Genomic DNA, 16,513 nt, shown 5'->3' with positions numbered 1-16,513 from the left:
TGCACGAAACGGTCGGCGCCGCGGCGTACTGGATGCCCCGCCCCAGTGCGCAATGGCGCACAAGGCGGGGCATGACGGAGAACTCAATTCAATACGCGTTCTCGTTCTTGGTCAGGAGCGAGATCGGCGTCTTCAGGAGAATGTAGAGGTCGAACAGCACCGACCAGTTCTCGATGTAATAGAGGTCGAACTCGACGCGCTTCTGAATCTTCTCTTCGTTGTCGATCTCGCCGCGCCAGCCGTTGATCTGGGCCCAGCCGGTGATGCCCGGCTTGACGCGGTGGCGGGCGAAATAGCCGTCGACGGCCTCGTCGAACAGCCGGCTCTGCAGCTTGCCCTGCACCGCGTGGGGGCGCGGGCCGACCAGGGAGAGATTGCCTGAGAACACCACGTTGAAGAGCTGCGGCAGCTCGTCGAGGCTGGTCTTGCGGATGAAGCGGCCGACGCGGGTGACGCGCGGATCGTTCTTGGTCACGACCTTGGAGGCGGTGGGATCGGCCTGGTGGTGGTACATCGAGCGGAATTTGTAGACGTCGATGCGCTCGTTGTTGAAGCCGAAGCGCTTCTGGCGGAACAGCACCGGTCCCGGGCTGTCGAGCTTCACCGCGAGCGCGACGAGGCCCATCACCGGCAGCGCCGCGAGCAGCGCGAGGCTGCCGACGACGCGGTCGAACAGCCATTTCGTCACCAGGTCCCAATCGGTGATCGGCGCCTCGAACACGTCGAGCGTCGGCACCTCGCCGAGATAGGAATAGGAGCGCGGCCGGAACCGCAGCTTGTTGGTGTGCGCGGAGAGGCGGATGTCGACCGGCAGCACCCAGAGCTTCTTCAGCATCTCCAGGATGCGCGTCTCCGCCGAGATCGGCAGCGCGAACAGCACGAGATCGACGCGGGTGCGGCGGGCGAACTCGACGATGTCGTCGACCTTGCCGAGCTTGCGCGCCCCGGCGCAGGTGTCGAGCGCGCGGCTGTCGTTGCGGTCGTCGAACACGCCGAGCACGTGGATGTCGGAATCCTCCTGCGCCTTCAGCGCTTCGACCAGCTGCTCGCCGTTGCTGTCGGAGCCGACGATGATGGTGCGGCGATCGAGCCGGCCCTGGCGCGCCCAGCCGCGCACCAGCGAGCGCAGCACCAGGCGCTCGGCGAGCAGCGCGGCGAGCCCGAGGACGTAGAAAGCGGCCAGCCACAGCCGGGAGATTTCGCTGCCGTACTTGGCGAAGAAGGAGATGCCGATGAACAGCAGGAAGACGAACGACCAGGACGAGATCATTCGCGTCATCTGCCGGAGCTGCCCCCGGAACAGCTGGACCTGATAGATGTCGGCGGCCTGGAAGCAGACCACGGCGGCGACCGCGACGGCGACGACCTCAACAGGATACAGCCAGCTGAAGCCGGAGAGCGGCATCACATAGCCGACATAGAGCGCGATGCCGACGAGGCACAGCAGCGCGAAGTCGGCGAGGCGGACGAAGCCGGCGATCACGATCGGCGAATAGGCGCGGGCGACCTTCTGGTTGACGACTTCGAGCGCTGCGGGCGAGAGCCGGCGACGGCGCTCGACGAAAGATCGGTCAGCGGGCTTCGCCGCAGCGCTGGCCGCGGCGTCGAGCATCGAGCGTGCGTTGAGCGGTTCCACGGGCGTCCACGTCCATTCCAAAGCCCGCGGCACGGCGTCGAGCGCCCGGGCGAGCATCCCCTGGACCTTCGATTATCGAACAAATCGGAAGATTCTCTAAAGCGGCGCTTAAGGATGCTTAATGGTCGGTAAATGCGTCGCGGTAGCCGGCGAGCACGCCGTCGACCATCGCGGCTTGCGAGAAATGCGCGGAGATGCGCTCGCGCAGGGTGACGGCGCGCTGCGCGGTGGTTTGCGGATCGTTCAGCGCCGCCGCGATCGCTTCCGCCATGGCCTCGGGATTGCTGGGCGCGAACAGAGCGGGGCTGTCGGCGCCGAAGATCTCGGGGATGCCGCCGATTCTGGACGCGATCATCGGGATGCCGGCAGCGCCCGCTTCGATCACGACATAGGGCATGGAATCGCCGCGCGAGGGGACGACGAGGAGCCGCCCCTTGGAGAAGCCGTAGCGCGCCTTGACGTGGCCGATGAAACGGATCGCGTGGGTGAGGCCGAGCGTCTCCACCTGCGCCTTCAGCGCCGCGGTTTCCTCGCCGTCGCCGCCGAGCGTCAAGGTGACCTTCTTGCCGCCCTCGTGCAGGCGCGCCACGGCATCGACCAGCAGATCCGCACCCTTGATGTGCCTGAACTCGCCGACATAGCAGAGGTCGGTGGCATCCTCGGCGGTCACGACAGGCTCGAACTCCTCGGGGGTGACGCCGTTGAAGACGCAACGCACCACGCCCTTGGGCGTGCCGACGATGCGTTGATAGGTGTCGCGGGCGAACGCGCTCTCGAACAGGAACAGGTCGGTCGAATCCATCAGCGCGCGCTCCAGCCGCGCGTAGAACTCGCCCTTGAGGGTGTTGAGCGGGTAATGCAGCGAGCCGCCGTGTGGCGTGTAGATGCGGATGGTGTCGTCGGAGCGCCGCCGCATCCGGATGAAGGCGCCGGCCTTGGCGCCGTGGCCGTGCATGACGTCGGGCTTCAGCGTGGCGATCAGGCGCCGCATGCGAAGCCACACCAGCACGTCGTCCGGGGAGGGTTCGCGGCGGATCGCGAGCCGGTGCACGCCGAGGCTCAAGCGCGGCGCGAGCTCGGCAAGGGCCTTGTCGGCACGCTCGCCGCCGGTGAGACTGTCGGCGAGAATGCCGACATGATGGCCGCGGTCGACCTGGCCGTTGGCGACGTCGAGGATGTGGCGGAAGATGCCGCCGACCGGAGCGCGCACGGCGTGGAGAATACGAAGCGGCCGGTCAGGAGAGGGGGGCATGTATCAAAACCAGCGCTCGACGGCGAATGCCGAACAATTCCTTGGAAATATCGAGACGGATTAAGAGCCCTCGTGGTTAACAAACGGTGACGAGCGCGCGTGCGGCCGTCGCCGACGCTGCGATTAACCCAGCGGCAACCTTAATGGAGTGTAATCGCCCCGGTTGAGGTAGCTTGGTGGCGTTGCCCCTGCGGGAGTGTTCGATGCGTTTAGCGTTCTGGCGTGCCGGCAAGGACAAGGCGGTGGTCGCGCGGGCCGTGTCGAAGCCCAAGGCCGACGTCGCGCCCAAGTCCGAGAAGACTGACAAGGCCGAGAAGGCTGAAGTCAAGGCCGAGCCCAGGATTGAAGCAGCGCCTGCGCCGATCGTCACGAAGCAGGCGCAAGTCGAATCCGGCGACATCGACCTGCACGCGCTCGGCGCGGCATTGGCGCGCAAGCGCGGCTGGATCGTCGTGCCGACGGTGCTGGCGCTCGTCGCCTCGATTGCCGCCGTCAGTCTCGTCACGCCGCGTTACAAGTCCGAATCGCGCATCCTGATCGACGGCCGCGAGAACGTGTTCCTGCGCCCGAACAGCGACCGCACCGAGGAGCGCCAGGCGCTCGATCCCGAGGCCGTCACCAGCCAGGTGCAACTCGTGCTGTCGCGCGATCTCGCGCGCGAGATCATCAAGAAGAACAAGCTTGCCGAGCGTCCCGAATTCGACCCGGTCTTGCAAGGCATCTCGCCGCTGAAGTCGCTGGCCGCGCTGATCGGTATCGTCCGCGATCCGTTCGCGATGACGCCGGAAGAGCGCGTGCTCGATGCCTATTACGAACGTCTGCAGGCCTATGCCGTCGACAAGTCGCGCGTGATCGTGGTCGAATTCCAATCCGCCGATCCCGAGCTCGCGGCGCGCGTCGCCAACTCGATCGCCGAGGGCTATCTCGTGCTGCAGCAGGCGGTCCGCCAGGACCAGGCCAAGAACGCCAGCCAGTGGCTCGCCGGGGAGATCGAGAATCTGCGCAAGAAGGTGTCCGAGGCCGAGGCCAGGGTCGAGGACTTCCGTTCCAAGTCGAGCCTGTTCATCGGCACCAACAACACCACGCTGTCGAACCAGCAGATGGGCGAGGTCAACACCCAGCTCAACAATGCGCGCTCGATGAAGGCGGATGCGGAATCCAAGGCGCGGCTGATCAAGGAGATGCTCCAGAGCGGCAAGCCGATCGAGGCCTCGGAGGTGCTGAACTCCGAGCTGGTGCGGCGATTGTCGGAGCAACGCGTGACGTTGCGTGCCCAGCTTGCCGAGCAATCCTCGACCTTGCTCGGCAACCATCCGCGCATCAAGGAATTGAAAGCCCAGTTGGGCGATCTCGACAACCAGATCCGCGACGAAGCCGGCAAGATCTCGCGCTCGCTGGAGAACGACGCGCGGATCGCCGGCGGCAGGGTCGACGGCCTGATCGTGAGCCTGGAGCAGCTCAAGAAGCAGGCGGCCTCGACCAACGGCCAGGACGTCCAGCTCCGCGCGCTCGAGCGCGAGGCCAAGGCGCAGCGCGATCTGCTCGAGACCTATCTCGCCAAGTACCGCGAGGCCAACACCCGCGAGACCATCGACACGGCACCGACCGACGGCCGCATCATCTCGCGTGCCATCGTCTCGAACACGCCGGCCTACCCGAAGAAGCTGCCGATCGTGCTGATCGCGACGATCGCGACGCTGCTGCTCTCGTCTGGCGTCGTCGTCACCGGCGAGCTGTTGCGCCAGACCGCGCCGCGCGCGGTGGCGGCGGTTTTCCCGGCACAGGCCCCGGTGCGGCAAGCGCCGGTAGTCCGACCGGCGGTCGAGCCGGCCTTCGATCCCGGCATCGAGCCCGCTGTGGCGGAGCCCACACCGCTCCAGCCGGAGATGGCGGCCGATAGCGACGTCACCGAATTCACCGAATTCACCGAGATTGAACGTCTGGCCGAGGACCTGCGCGCCGCCGGCGCGGCCGCGAAGAAGGTCACCGTGCTCGGCACCGCCCCGGGAGAATCCATCACGCTGTCGACGCTGACGCTGGCACGGCATCTGGCGCGCGAGGCGCGTGTCGTGGTGGTCGATCTCGCCGCGTCCTCGCCGACGATCGCCGCGGTGTCCGTCGATGCGTCGGCGCCGGGCCTTGCCGAGCTGATGCAGGGCGAGGCGTCGTTCGCGCAAGTGATCACCCGGGACAAGCTGTCGCGGCTGCATCTGGTCATGGCCGGCCGTCCAGGCTTCGACCGCAGCCTGCTGCAATCGCCGCGGGTAACGCTCGCCATCGACGCGCTGCTGCGCGCCTATGATCACGTGCTGATCGATGCCGGCAGCGCTTCTGATCTTCCGGCCGAGCTGCTGACGGCGCATGCCCGCGCCGTCGTGGTGCCCGATGCGTCGATGGCGAGCGATGCGCGCACGTTGATGTGCGAGCAGCTGAAAGCGGTCGGCTTCAACGAGGTGACGATGCTGACCAAGCCGGTGCAGCCATCGAACGCGGCGGAAGCGCCGCGCGTGGTCGCGGCGTAGGTGCTCTCCGCACACGCAGAATCGTAGGGTGGGCAAAGGCGCATTTGCGCCGTGCCCACCACCTGTCCAATGCAGTAACAGGACGTGGGCACGCTTCGCTTTGCCCACCCTACAATTCTTTGCGGCGAAGTTTCACCCGAAGGCCTGCCGCAGCCGGCGGGCCAGGTCGAACAGCATCTGGTTCTGCTTCACCAGCCGCTTGCCGCGGCTTAGCGACGACATCGCCATCGCGGCGAGTGTTCCGCGCGAGGTCAGCGGGACGAAGCTGTCGAAGATGTCTTCGTCGTCCTTGCAGAACATCCGCTTGTACTCGTCCGTGCCGATGCCGAGGTCGAGCGAGCGGCATCCGCGCTCGCCGTAGCGGTCGATGATGTAGCGCATCAGGATCAGGCCGGGACTGTAGCGGGCGTGCTCGGACATCGTGTAGGTGTTGAACATCATCGAGAAGCGCTCGCCATCGGCGACGCCGGCGAAGATCGCGATCACCTCGTCGTCGCATTCGAGCGCATGGATGTCGATGACCCGGCCTTCGCCGCGCGGCGCAAGGCAGGCACTGCGGACGAATTGTTCGACGCCGGGCTCGGCAAAGACGTTCGGGAGCTTCTGCTCCGCCATCCGTACCGGCTTGACGCGAAAGAACCAGTCGAGCAGGCGGATAATGTCGGCGTCGGTGGTGGCCAGGTGGTAGCGATAGCCGGCGAGCGCCTGGAGCTTCTTTTCTTTGCTCTTGAGACGGCGGCGAAGCGAATTGCTGATCCGCGATGCCGGCGGCCCGCCCGGCTCCATCACCAGCCGCGGACAGCCGTTGATGGCGCTCTGTCGCGGCAGCAGCGCGAACGGGTTCGGCTGGTCGTGCCAGTGCAGCGGTTGCTGCGTCAGCGCGAGCACGTCGATGTGCTGGCGCAGCGGCATCATCAGCGCCTCGAGATCGGCGGCATTGGTCTGCGCGGCGCAGGCGGCGTCCCACAGGCCCATGTTGAAGGTCGTATGCTTGCCGCCCATGAAGCTGGCCGTGCGCACGCCGTGGCTGTGGCGCAGCGAGAGCGGCAGCAGCAGCAGCGGATTGCGATCGGCGTCATGGGCGATCACCACGAACGGGCGCGCGCCCTCATGCGTGCCGACTAGCCGCTGCCAGGGGCTCAGCAGATCGAAGCGCTGATAAGGCGTGAAGAGGTGGCCGGGCTCCTCGAAGCTGCGCCAGACCGCTTCGGCGGCGTCGAGATCGGTGACGATGTCGACCTGCGCGATACGGCTCGCTTTCGACCGCGCTGGCGCTTCTGCCGTCCGGCTTTGCATCGCCGCAGCCATGGTCATTCGCGAAACCTGTCGAGAAATCAGAGATAGACGTCAATCGGCCTGTGGCCGACCTTTGCAAAGAAAGGTCAACAAAGGGTAAGGACAGGGGGAGCGGGAACGGGCGCCTCGAGGGCGCCCGTTCCCGCTCCCCCTGTCCTTACCCTGGTGCCAAGGGTGGGGATATTGGCCTCCGACGGCAGATGGTTGGAACGGCTGCGCCTCGAGCTGGCCTGGTTCACGGGCCGGGCCGCGCTGGGCAGCCGCGGTGCCGGCGCCATCCTGCGCTTTGAACGGGTGCGGCCGCGGCGGCGCGGCGGGTTTCAGCCGCTGCGCGCGCACGAGATCACGCCGCAATTTCTCGATCGCGCCATTGGCGCGCTGAAGCGCTGGGGTTACGATTTTATCGGCATGGACGAGGTCTGCCGGCGCGCGGTGACGTTGCCGGAGCCGCGGCGCTTCGTGGCGCTCACCTTCGACGGCGCGCCCAAGGACCTCATCGAATTTGCCTACCCGGTGCTGGCACATCACGCGGTGCCCTTCACGGTCTACGTGCCGACCGCGTTTCCCGACGGCGTCGGACAGGCCTGGTGGCTCGGGCTCGAACAGGTGATCGCGCGCGAGAGCCGCATCAGCCTGATGATGGGCGAGAAGGAGCAGCGTTTCGTCGTCACCGATCCCGCCGAGAAGCAGGCGCTGTTCTCGCATATCGAGAGCTGGTTGCGCTCGCTGCCGCCGGCGGATCTGGCGGCGGCGATCGCCGATCTCTGCACGCGCTACCGGATAGATCTTGCCGCGCTCTCGCGCGAGGCGTCGATGGATTGGGAGGATCTGGCGAAGCTCGCAGCCGATCCGCTCGTCACGATCGGCAGCGCGACCGTGAACTATCCCGTTCTCGCCAACATGAAGGACGGTGCGGCGCTGCGGGAGATGACGATGGGCAAGGCCGTTGCGGAAGCGGCCTTCGGCCGCGAGGTCGGGCATTTCGCCTTTCCGTTCGGTGATCGCGCCTCGTTCCGGCGCAGTCATGTCGTCATGGCGGAGGAGGCCGGCTTCGTCAGCGCGGTGTCGACCATCCCGGGCATCGTGGATGCGGAGGGCCGGACCAATTTGCGCGCGCTGCCGCGGATCGCCTGGGACGGCCGTGTGGACTCGCTGCGCATGTTGCGCGTGTTGGTGTCGGGCGTTGCCTTTGCGCCGGTGAAACCGACCGGCAGCGCTACCGGCCAGACTTGACGCGGTCGGGACGCTGCATCCAGCTCACGATCGGCATCGCCGGCAGCACCCAGCCGATCCCGACGACCACGTAGTAGATCGCCTGCCGCCAGCCGGACTCGGCGATCCACGGCATCTGTGCCGCGGCCATGCCGAGCAGGGCCCAGACCGTGGCCAGCACCAGGAGCAGGATGGCGCCGAGGAACTTACGGGTGCGGATCGTCATGACGTGAGCTTGCCGTTGTCGCGTAACTTGCGCTGCGGGAGCGGGGGACTATAAGGGGCACGCAGTCCGGTTCAAGCCCTGGTTTCAACCCCTGACATGACGACGAATTCCGTTCCAGACAATCCGCATCGCGCCGTGCGCTGGTGGCTGATCTCCGTCGCCGCGCTGATTGCGTTGATGGTGCTGGTGGGCGGTGCGACCCGGCTGACGGAATCCGGCCTGTCGATCGTCGAGTGGAAGCCGGTCACCGGCAGCGTGCCGCCGCTGTCGGAGGCGCAGTGGATCGAGGCGTTCGAGGCCTACAAGAAAATCCCGCAATATCGCGAGCTCAATGCCGGCATGAGCCTGTCCGAGTTCAAGGAGATCTTCTGGTGGGAGTGGAGCCACCGCTTGCTCGGCCGCTTCATCGGCGTCGCCTATCTGTTGCCGTTCTTGTTCTTCCTGTGGCGCGGCGGTCTGTCCGGTGAGTTGAAGCGCCGGCTGTGGCTGCTGTTCGCGCTCGGCGGGCTCCAGGGCGCGGTGGGCTGGTGGATGGTCGCCTCGGGCCTGGCGGGCCGCACCGAGGTGTCGCAATATCGGCTGGCGACGCATCTGCTGCTCGCGCTGCTGATCTTCGCAGGCATCGTCTGGACGGTGCGGCGGCTCGAGGAGCGTCCGCAGATTGCAGCACCGGCGCGGCTGCGGTTCACGAGCGTGCTGCTGCTGGCCGTGACCTTGGTGCAGATCTATTTCGGGGCGCTGGTCGCAGGCTTGCGCGCCGGGCGCGCCTACAACACCTGGCCGCAGATCGACGGCGCGTTCATTCCCTCGGCCGAGCGGCTGTGGTTCGAGACGCCGTGGTGGCGCAACATGTTCGACAATGTCCTGACGGTGCAGTTCGAGCACCGCATGACCGCTTACGCGCTGTTCGTGCTGGCGTTGCTGCACGCCATCGACGCCGTGCGCTCGCGCGCAGGGGCGGCCGCCAGCGGTGCACTGTGGCTGCTCGCCGCGGTGAGCGTGCAGGCGGTGCTCGGCATTCTCACGCTGCTCAACCAGGTGCCGATCGACCTTGCGCTGTCGCACCAGGCGGTCGCGATCGCAGTGCTCACGCTTGCGGTGATGCAGGTGGAACGGCTCGCCTCGCGCCAGCAGAGCCACGCGCAGCCGCGCGCGGTTCCGCTCGGTCAGGCCGGCTGATCACATCGGCCGGCTGATCAGCAATAGCCGTACACGCCGCACGCATAGGGCAGGCGCCAGAAATAGTCGACCTGCTTCCCGCCATAATACGCGCCCTGATAATCGTAACTCCAGGGGCGGCCGTAATAGCCGGGCAGCGTGTGGGAGCCGGGCAGGAGCGGGGTGCCCGGCAGGTTGCGGATGTAGCTGCCGATGCCATAGGCCGGCGAGATCAGTGCATCTGGATCGGTCTCGACATAGACCTGCGGCGGCGGCGCGGCGGCCCGCCGCTTCGGATTGGCTGGCAAGTCGGCGGCAAGCGCGCCTGAAACCGTCAGCATCGCCGCAAGAGCAGGTACCGTCCAGCGCAGCATCGTCGGCTCCGAATCAAAGGAGTGATCCAAAGGCGATATATGCGGCAGATATGGTTAACGACTGTTAACTGACGGTGGCCGAAACGGCCGCCGTCACTCCGGGGCGCGCGCTTCGCGCGCCCCGGAACGCCAGCGACTACGCCCCCAGCGCCTGCTCCAGATCCGCGATCAGGTCTTCCTTGTCTTCGATGCCGACCGAGAGCCGCACCACGTCGGGGCCGGCGCCGGACTTGGTCTTGGCGGCGTCGTCAAGCTGGCTGTGCGTGGTCGAGGCGGGGTGGATCACCAGCGAGCGGGTGTCGCCGACATTGGCGAGGTGCGAGAACAGCTGCAGCTTCGACACCAGGTTGACGCCGGCGTCATAGCCGCCCTTCAGGCTGAAGGTGAACACGGCGCCTGCGCCTTTCGGCGCGTATTTGCGGGCGAGCCGGTGGTACTTGTCGCTCGGCAGACCCGCATAATTGACCGAGGCCACAGCCGGATGTCCCGCGAGGAATTCGGCGACCGCTTTGGCATTGTCGCAGTGCTTCTGCATGCGCAGCGGCAGGGTCTCGATGCCGGTCAGGATCATGAAGGCATTGAAGGGCGAGAGCGCGGGGCCGAGATCGCGCAGGCCGAGCACGCGGCAGGCGATCGCGAAGGCGAAATTGCCGAAGGTCTCCTGCAGGCGGATGCCGTGATATTCGGGGCGCGGCTCCGACAGCATCGGATATTTGCCCCCCGTGGACCAGTCGAAGGTGCCGGCGTCGACGATGATGCCACCGAGCGAATTGCCGTGACCGCCCAGGAATTTCGTCAGCGAGTGCACGACGATGTCGGCGCCGTGGTCGATCGGGCGGATCAGGTAGGGTGAAGCCAGCGTGTTGTCGACGATCAGCGGCACGCCCGCCTTGCGCGCCACCGTCGAGATCGCCTCGATGTCGGTGATGCTGCCGGCGGGATTGGCGATGGATTCGATGAAGATCGCCTTGGTGCGCGGCGTCACCGCGCGCTCGAAGCTCGCGATGTCGTCCGGATCGGCCCACACCACGTTCCAGCCGAAGCTCTTGAAGGCGTGCGTGAACTGGTTGATCGAGCCGCCGTAGAGCTTTCGCGCGGCGATGAACTCGTCGCCGGGCTGCAGCAATTGTTGCAGCACCACGACTTGCGCGGCATGGCCCGAGGCCACCGCAAGCGCGGCCGTGCCGCCTTCGAGCGCGGCGACACGCTCTTCAAGCACGGCGTTGGTGGGATTGCCGATGCGGGTATAGATGTTGCCGAAGGCCTGCAGGCCGAACAGCGAGGCGGCGTGGTCGGCGTCGTTGAAGACGAACGAGGTGGTTTGATAAATCGGGGTCGCGCGCGCGCCGGTGGTGGGGTCGGGCTGTGCACCGGCATGCACGGCGAGAGTTGAAAATCCCGGAAGGCGATCGCTCATTGAGGGCGTCCTGTTCTTGTGGCCTGAAATCGCGCGGCATGCTGATGGGCGCCGTGCTCGCCGTCAAGGCGCCACGTCAGTTCGGAATGATCTTGCTACGCATTGCCTCGTTCGCGAAACGAATCCTTCGCGATTGCGTCAGCTTTGCTCGCTCTTGTTCTTGGCGGCCCGATCGGATGCCGCGGTGTCGCCGCCGCCGACGCTCATCCGATTGAGGGAGAGCCGCATGCCTTGCGTCGGCGCCGGCGCGCGCTTGGAGCTCAGCGTGCGCGAATTCACGCCCATCCAGGAGATCTCGGACGACAAGCGGCCATATTCGATCTTGGGGCAGCGATTCATCACCACCTTGATACCGACAGATTCCGCCTTCGCCGCCGCGGCATCGTCGCGCGCGCCGAGCTGCATCCAGATCACCTTCGGCAGCGGATCGAGCGTGAGCGCCTCTTCGACCACGGGCATGATGTGGCTGGAGCTACGAAAGATGTCGATCATGTCGATGGGACGCCCGATGTCCGAGAGCGAGGCGACAAAGGGTTTTCCGAGCAGCTCCTTGCCGACATGGCCCGGATTGATCGGGATCATGTCGTAGCCGCGCTGCGCCAGATATTTGAACGCGAAATAGCTCGGTCGCACGTTGACGGGCGAGGCGCCGACCATCGCGATCGACTTCACGCCGTTGAGGATGCCGCGGATGTAATTGTCGGGATAGGAGTCGTGGTTCATCGGATCTTCTTTGTTGCTGTCATTGCGAGGAGCGAAGCGACCAAGCAATCCAGTCTGTCACTGCGGAGGGATTCTGGATTGCTTCGCTTCGCTCGCAATGACGAATTCTACTCATCCCGCCATGTCGGCGTGCGCTTCTCGATGAAGGCGCCGATGCCTTCCTCGGCGTCGCGTGCCATCATGTTCTCGGTCATCACCTCTGCCGCATAGCGATAGGCGTCCGCAAGGCTCATCTCGGCCTGACGGTAGAATGCCTCCTTGCCGAGCTTGACGGTGTAGGCGGATTTCAGCGCGACCTGCTGCGCGAGCTCGATCGCGGCGCCGAGTTCGGTGCCGGCCGGCACCACGCGGTTGACGAGGCCGATCTCGCGGGCCCGCTCGGCCGTGACAGGCTCGCCCGTCAGCAGCATCTCCATGGCCTGCTTGCGCGGGACGTTGCGCGACAGCGCCACCATCGGCGTCGAGCAGAACAGGCCGATATCGACGCCGGGCGTGGCGAACTTCGCGTCCTCCGATGCGATGGCAAGATCGCAGCTGGCAACCAGCTGGCAGCCGGCCGCGGTCGCAATGCCCTGGACGGCCGCGACCACGGGCTTCGGCAGATGCACGATGGCCTGCATCATGGCGCTGCAGGCATTCATCATCTCGGCGAAGAAGGCGCGGCCGCGATCGGGATCGGTGCGGCGCGCGGTGAGCTCCTTCATGTCGTGGCCGGCCGAGAAGGCGGAACCGGTGGCGGCGATCACGACGCCGCGGACGGCCCTGTCGTCGCGGATATCGTCGAGCTGCGCATGCAGGCTGGCGATCATCGCGGCCGACAGGCTGTTGCGCGCGGCCGGGCGGTTCAGCGTCAGGACCGCGATGGGACCTGCGCTTTCGCGCAGCAGGATCGGCGGTTGCGGGGAGGGGGCGCGGGCGGCCTGGGCGGACATCGAAGCGTTTCCGTTGGATTATTGCATTTGAATGACGCAGATAACTTAATGTAACAGGACAAGTGAAGCGAGTGTGGGGAACAGCATGGCGTTAGCGAAATTGAGCGTGGCAGAGGTCGAGCAGTTCCTCCGTCTCGAGTTTCCCCAGGCCTTCAGTGGCGACGACATCACCATCGAAAGCGCGGACGGCCAGACCTGCCTCCTGCGGCAGCGCTACAGCGAAAGGATGCTGCGGCCCGGCGGCACCGTGTCCGGTCCGACGCTGATGGCGCTGGCCGATTTCGCCATGTACGTGGTGCTGCTGTCCGCGATCGGGCCGGTCGGGCTCGCCGTGACCACCAATCTCAACATCAACTTCCTGCGAAAGGGCCAGCCTGGCCAAGACGTGCTGGCCGAGGCGCGGCTGCTCAAGCTCGGCAAGCGGCTGGCGGTCGGGGAGGTCAAGCTGTTGTCCGGCACCTCGCCCGATCCGATCGCCCATGTCACCTCGACCTATTCCATTCCAAATGTTTGAGCTTTTTGCAGGTAATATGGCACCATATTTATAAGAGATTGATATTGCACGAGTAATTTACGTTGCTTGGCATTGACCGTGGCGCGTCTCTTCTCTAGAACCCGCGCAGTCCGGTGCGGTGTTCGCGCCGATGCTCCCCGTCCACGGAAACTCTGACATGAAAACCTTTTCGGCAAAGCCGGCTGAGGTGACGAAGAAGTGGGTGCTGATCGACGCCAAGGGTCTGGTCGTCGGCCGTCTCGCCACCATCGTCGCCATGCGCCTGCGCGGCAAGCACCTCCCGACCTACACCCCGCACGTCGATTGCGGCGACAACGTCATCATCATCAACGCGCAGCATGCGGTCCTCACCGGTCGCAAGCGCGAGCAGAAGACCTACTACAAGCACACCGGCTATGTCGGCCACGTCAAGGAGCGCACCGCGCGCCAGATCCTCGAAGGCAAGCATCCCGAGCGCGTGCTCGAGAAGGCCGTCGAGCGCATGATTCCGCGTGGCCCGCTCGGTCGCGTGCAGATGGGCAACCTGCGTGTCTACGGCGGGGCCGATCATCCGCACGAGGCGCAGCAGCCCGAGAAGATCGACATCGCCAAGTTGAACCGCAAGAACACGAGGGCCGCATAACATGGCCGAATCCATCCAGTCGCTCGACCAGCTCTCGCAGCTCAAGACGGCGGCCGCGCCCGACGCGCCCAAGCACGAGAAGAAGGTCGACAAGTTCAACCGCGCCTATGCCACCGGCAAGCGCAAGGACGCGGTCGCCCGCGTGTGGATCAAGCCGGGCGCCGGCAAGGTCACCGTCAATTCGCGCGAGGTCGAGGTCTATTTCGCCCGTCCCGTGCTGCGGATGATGATCGAGCAGCCGTTCTCGGTGGCCCAGCGTTCGGGCCAGTACGACGTGATCTGCACCGTCGCCGGCGGCGGCCTGTCCGGCCAGGCCGGCGCGGTCCGTCACGGCATCTCCAAGGCGCTCACCTATTTCGAGCCGGAGCTGCGCGGCGTGCTCAAGAAGGGCGGCTTCCTGACCCGCGACTCCCGCGTGGTCGAGCGCAAGAAGTACGGCAAGGCCAAGGCCCGCCGTTCCTTCCAGTTCTCGAAGCGTTAATCGCTTCTGCCGCATTCGCCGCGAAAGCGGCTTCAATGAGATGCAAAAGGGCGCTGATTCCAGCGCCCTTTTTGCTGTTCGTTTGTATGCAAATTGATGGCGTGTTTCCGGAAAACTTGGCCTCCCGCGAAAACCTGAATGGAACCCGTCAGACCTAGCGTCGCCTTCGGAAGGGCGCGCAAATCGGATCTACCGATCGCGTACTGCTATGTTCTAGAGGGGGCCGACATGATGTCGCTCGATAGCATCACGCTCTATTTGGTCGCCACCATGGTCGCCGCATTGCTCGGCGCGATGATGGTGTTTTTCGGCAGGCAGGAAAACAGCCCTGCACTGAAATGGTGGGGCACCGCCTATCTGCTCGGTGCCGCATCCGTCGCGCTATGGACCGCTGCCGGCGACAGGCTCGGCCCACATCTTTACCTTGCGCTGAATGCCGCCGGCTTCGTCGCCTGCGGCATGGTGTGGAACGCCGCGCGCGTCTTCCACGGCCGCAAGCCGAACTGGCCGGGCCTCGTGCTCGGCGCGCTCGCCTGGGTCGCCGCAGTGACATTGCTGGATCCCGCGGCATCCATGCTGCGCATGATCGTCGGTGCCGGCATCGTCTCGGTCTATGCGGCGCTGACCGCCAGCGAGCTCTGGACCGAACGGCGCAAGAGCGTGCAACGACGCTGGCCGGCCCTCGTGATGCCGGTGATGCACGGCTGCGTGTTGATGCTGCCGATCCTGATCGGCAGCTTCCTGCGCCCGAACGATGCGGGCTTCTCCGGCAGCATCTGGGTCACCGTATTCGCGGTCGAGCTCATCCTCTATGCCGTCGGCACCGTCTTCGTGATCTTCATGCTGGTGTCCGAGCGCACGGTGACCGCGCACCGGACCGCGGCTTCCACCGATCCGCTGACCGGCATGCTCAACCGCCGCGGCTTCTCCGAGGCCTGCGGCCGCGTCATCGAGCGCGAGGCCAAGGCCGGGCGCCCCGTGACCGTGATGATCTTCGACATCGATCACTTCAAGTCGATCAACGACCGCTTCGGCCATCCCGCCGGCGACGAGATGCTGAAGCTGTTCTCGACCGTCGTCGTCAGCAATCTCCGCATCACCGACCTGTCGGGCCGCATCGGCGGCGAGGAATTCGCAGCGCTCTTGCCGTGCTCGCTGGAAGAGGGCGTGCTGGTCGCCGAGCGCGTGCGCGAGGCGTTCGAGACCTCCGGCGTCGTGGTCGATGAGGGGCCGGTCGATACCACGGTCAGCATCGGCGTTGCCGGCGGGCCCGCCGGGACCGAGCTCGAGGTGCTGCTGGCGTCCGCCGACACCGCGCTCTACCAGGCCAAGCGCGGCGGCCGTAACCGCGTCGAGGCCGCGGAGGAGCTGCCGTTGTCGCTGGAGAACTGGCGCCGCCAGAGCGCCGCGCGGATCGGCGCATCGCAGGCGCGGCCGGTCACCGCCTGAGACGAAGGCGGCGCTGCGGGTAATGCTCTGTTTACCATTCGATCCCTACCATCGCGGTCATGGAATCGATCCGCCGACAGAACCCGCAAGCCGCCCTGATGTCGCTCGAAGCCGCCGCGGCCTCGGCGCGCAGCGGTTTCGCCTGCCTGTTCTCGACCGCGGACGAATACGAAAGCGCGCTGATCAGCGAGCGCCGCGCGCAGGGGCGCTACACGCAGAGCCGCCGCAGCACTTGGCCGCTCGCGCTGTTCGTCGGTTGCGCCCTCATCGTGGCGGGCACGGTCCTGCTGCTGATCTGAGAGATCTGCATTTTTGGACCGACCAGGGCGCCGCTTCGGCGCCTTTTTCTTTTTCGCCGGTTGCGGTAGACACGCCCATCGAGCAAAAAAGGGTGGAAACCGATGATCACCGAGATCGCGCAAATCGACGTCAAGCCGGGCAGCGAGAAGGACTTCGAGGCCGCCGTCGCCAAGGCCAAGGCCGCTTTCGGCCGCTCCAAGGGCTTTCACGGCTTCGAATTGCACAAATCGATCGAGAAGCCGCAGCGCTACCGGCTGATGGTGAAGTGGGCGACGCTGGAGAACCACACCGTCGATTTCCGCGGCTCGGAGAATTTCGCCGAATGGCGCGGCCTCGTCGGCCAGTATTTCGCCTCGCCCCCGGAGGTCGAGCACACCGAGACCGTGCTGACGAGCTGAG

The 16,513-nt window shown here is 65.8% G+C and carries 17 protein-coding genes; 9 read left to right on the top strand and 8 right to left on the bottom strand.

The window, feature by feature from the left end; genetic code table 11:
• Positions 1–88: 88 nt before the first annotated feature.
• Positions 89–1,636, bottom strand: coding sequence for an undecaprenyl-phosphate glucose phosphotransferase (locus tag DCM79_RS12340; protein WP_257180073.1), 1,548 nt, complete (start codon positions 1,634–1,636; stop codon positions 89–91).
• 118 nt (positions 1,637–1,754) lie between these two features.
• Entirely contained in the window at positions 1,755–2,888 is a 1,134-nt protein-coding gene (locus DCM79_RS12335) for a glycosyltransferase family 4 protein (RefSeq protein WP_257180072.1), read from the bottom strand.
• A gap of 203 nt (positions 2,889–3,091) precedes the next feature.
• Here DCM79_RS12335 and DCM79_RS12330 point away from each other — a divergent pair, with 203 nt between their 5' ends.
• Entirely contained in the window at positions 3,092–5,410 is a 2,319-nt protein-coding gene (locus DCM79_RS12330) for an exopolysaccharide transport family protein (RefSeq protein WP_257180071.1), read from the top strand.
• A gap of 132 nt (positions 5,411–5,542) precedes the next feature.
• On the opposite strand, the gene DCM79_RS12325 is transcribed toward DCM79_RS12330, so the two are convergent.
• Positions 5,543–6,724: a GNAT family N-acetyltransferase gene (locus tag DCM79_RS12325; protein WP_257180070.1), complete on the bottom strand. Its 1,182-nt coding sequence runs from the start codon at positions 6,722–6,724 to the stop codon at positions 5,543–5,545.
• A 165-nt stretch (positions 6,725–6,889) separates the two neighbouring features.
• On the opposite strand from DCM79_RS12325, the gene DCM79_RS12320 reads away from it, so the two are divergent.
• Positions 6,890–7,939 carry a polysaccharide deacetylase family protein gene (locus DCM79_RS12320; RefSeq protein WP_257180069.1) on the top strand — a complete coding sequence of 350 codons (1,050 nt, stop codon included), beginning with the start codon at positions 6,890–6,892 and terminating at the stop codon, positions 7,937–7,939.
• Here the strand turns inward: DCM79_RS12320 and DCM79_RS12315 are convergent.
• Positions 7,923–8,144 (bottom strand): DUF2842 domain-containing protein, encoded by a 222-nt coding sequence (locus DCM79_RS12315; RefSeq protein ID WP_028136024.1) that lies wholly within the window; start codon positions 8,142–8,144, stop codon positions 7,923–7,925. The two genes, DCM79_RS12320 and DCM79_RS12315, sit on opposite strands and share 17 nt — an antisense overlap.
• A 96-nt stretch (positions 8,145–8,240) precedes the next feature.
• On the opposite strand from DCM79_RS12315, the gene DCM79_RS12310 reads away from it, so the two are divergent.
• Positions 8,241–9,323 (top strand): COX15/CtaA family protein, encoded by a 1,083-nt coding sequence (locus DCM79_RS12310; protein ID WP_257180068.1) that lies wholly within the window; start codon positions 8,241–8,243, stop codon positions 9,321–9,323.
• Between the two features lie 17 nt (positions 9,324–9,340).
• Here the strand turns inward: DCM79_RS12310 and DCM79_RS12305 are convergent, their stop codons facing one another.
• From DCM79_RS12305 to DCM79_RS12290, 4 genes are all read right to left on the bottom strand, one after another.
• A complete protein-coding gene (locus DCM79_RS12305) occupies positions 9,341–9,676 on the bottom strand; it encodes a hypothetical protein (RefSeq protein WP_257180067.1) in 336 nt (111 codons plus the stop codon).
• Between the two features lie 136 nt (positions 9,677–9,812).
• The gene (locus DCM79_RS12300; RefSeq protein WP_257180066.1) at positions 9,813–11,093 is read right to left on the bottom strand and encodes an O-acetylhomoserine aminocarboxypropyltransferase; all 1,281 of its coding nucleotides are present in this window, start codon (positions 11,091–11,093) and stop codon (positions 9,813–9,815) included.
• Positions 11,094–11,231: 138 nt separating this feature from the next.
• Positions 11,232–11,816 carry a CoA-binding protein gene (locus DCM79_RS12295; RefSeq protein ID WP_257180065.1) on the bottom strand — a complete coding sequence of 195 codons (585 nt, stop codon included), beginning with the start codon at positions 11,814–11,816 and terminating at the stop codon, positions 11,232–11,234.
• A gap of 107 nt (positions 11,817–11,923) precedes the next feature.
• Entirely contained in the window at positions 11,924–12,748 is an 825-nt protein-coding gene (locus DCM79_RS12290; protein WP_257180064.1) for an enoyl-CoA hydratase, read from the bottom strand.
• Positions 12,749–12,833: 85 nt separating this feature from the next.
• Here DCM79_RS12290 and DCM79_RS12285 point away from each other — a divergent pair, with 85 nt between their 5' ends.
• The 6 genes from DCM79_RS12285 to DCM79_RS12260 all read left to right on the top strand — a co-directional run bounded on the left by DCM79_RS12285 (position 12,834) and on the right by DCM79_RS12260 (position 16,512).
• Complete coding sequence (locus DCM79_RS12285) at positions 12,834–13,262, top strand: PaaI family thioesterase (protein WP_028136030.1); 429 nt, start codon at positions 12,834–12,836, stop codon at positions 13,260–13,262.
• A 157-nt stretch (positions 13,263–13,419) separates the two neighbouring features.
• Positions 13,420–13,884 (top strand): 50S ribosomal protein L13, encoded by a 465-nt coding sequence (gene rplM, locus DCM79_RS12280; protein ID WP_011087726.1) that lies wholly within the window; start codon positions 13,420–13,422, stop codon positions 13,882–13,884.
• Between the two features lies 1 nt (position 13,885).
• Positions 13,886–14,365, top strand: coding sequence for a 30S ribosomal protein S9 (gene rpsI, locus DCM79_RS12275; RefSeq protein WP_028136031.1), 480 nt, complete (start codon positions 13,886–13,888; stop codon positions 14,363–14,365).
• A 228-nt stretch (positions 14,366–14,593) separates the two neighbouring features.
• Positions 14,594–15,814 (top strand): diguanylate cyclase, encoded by a 1,221-nt coding sequence (locus DCM79_RS12270; RefSeq protein ID WP_257180061.1) that lies wholly within the window; start codon positions 14,594–14,596, stop codon positions 15,812–15,814.
• 59 nt (positions 15,815–15,873) lie between these two features.
• On the top strand, positions 15,874–16,113 hold the full coding sequence (locus DCM79_RS12265) for a hypothetical protein (RefSeq protein WP_257180060.1): 240 nt from the start codon (positions 15,874–15,876) through the stop codon (positions 16,111–16,113).
• A gap of 102 nt (positions 16,114–16,215) precedes the next feature.
• Positions 16,216–16,512 carry an antibiotic biosynthesis monooxygenase gene (locus tag DCM79_RS12260; RefSeq protein ID WP_257180059.1) on the top strand — a complete coding sequence of 99 codons (297 nt, stop codon included), beginning with the start codon at positions 16,216–16,218 and terminating at the stop codon, positions 16,510–16,512.
• Position 16,513: the final 1 nt, after the last annotated feature.

It is taken from the genome of Bradyrhizobium sp. WBOS07 (assembly GCF_024585165.1).
In the GTDB taxonomy this organism is placed as follows: domain Bacteria; phylum Pseudomonadota; class Alphaproteobacteria; order Rhizobiales; family Xanthobacteraceae; genus Bradyrhizobium; species Bradyrhizobium japonicum_B.
Note: the sequence above shows the minus strand (reverse complement) of the source record. Positions and strands in the feature narration are given on the sequence as shown.

Bases quoted from the DNA above. Each gene is read 5' to 3' on its own strand.
- DCM79_RS12335 (WP_257180072.1), bottom strand. From the start codon at position 2,888: ATGCCCCCCTCTCCTGACCGGCCGCTTCGTATTCTCCACGCCGTGCGC.
- DCM79_RS12330 (WP_257180071.1), top strand. From the start codon at position 3,092: ATGCGTTTAGCGTTCTGGCGTGCCGGCAAGGACAAGGCGGTGGTCGCG.
- DCM79_RS12325 (WP_257180070.1), bottom strand. From the start codon at position 6,724: ATGACCATGGCTGCGGCGATGCAAAGCCGGACGGCAGAAGCGCCAGCG.
- DCM79_RS12315 (WP_028136024.1), bottom strand. From the start codon at position 8,144: ATGACGATCCGCACCCGTAAGTTCCTCGGCGCCATCCTGCTCCTGGTG.
- DCM79_RS12310 (WP_257180068.1), top strand. From the start codon at position 8,241: ATGACGACGAATTCCGTTCCAGACAATCCGCATCGCGCCGTGCGCTGG.
- DCM79_RS12305 (WP_257180067.1), bottom strand. From the start codon at position 9,676: ATGCTGCGCTGGACGGTACCTGCTCTTGCGGCGATGCTGACGGTTTCA.
- DCM79_RS12300 (WP_257180066.1), bottom strand. From the start codon at position 11,093: ATGAGCGATCGCCTTCCGGGATTTTCAACTCTCGCCGTGCATGCCGGT.
- DCM79_RS12295 (WP_257180065.1), bottom strand. From the start codon at position 11,816: ATGAACCACGACTCCTATCCCGACAATTACATCCGCGGCATCCTCAAC.
- DCM79_RS12290 (WP_257180064.1), bottom strand. From the start codon at position 12,748: ATGTCCGCCCAGGCCGCCCGCGCCCCCTCCCCGCAACCGCCGATCCTG.
- DCM79_RS12285 (WP_028136030.1), top strand. From the start codon at position 12,834: ATGGCGTTAGCGAAATTGAGCGTGGCAGAGGTCGAGCAGTTCCTCCGT.
- rplM (WP_011087726.1), top strand. From the start codon at position 13,420: ATGAAAACCTTTTCGGCAAAGCCGGCTGAGGTGACGAAGAAGTGGGTG.
- rpsI (WP_028136031.1), top strand. From the start codon at position 13,886: ATGGCCGAATCCATCCAGTCGCTCGACCAGCTCTCGCAGCTCAAGACG.
- DCM79_RS12270 (WP_257180061.1), top strand. From the start codon at position 14,594: ATGATGTCGCTCGATAGCATCACGCTCTATTTGGTCGCCACCATGGTC.
- DCM79_RS12265 (WP_257180060.1), top strand. From the start codon at position 15,874: ATGGAATCGATCCGCCGACAGAACCCGCAAGCCGCCCTGATGTCGCTC.
- DCM79_RS12260 (WP_257180059.1), top strand. From the start codon at position 16,216: ATGATCACCGAGATCGCGCAAATCGACGTCAAGCCGGGCAGCGAGAAG.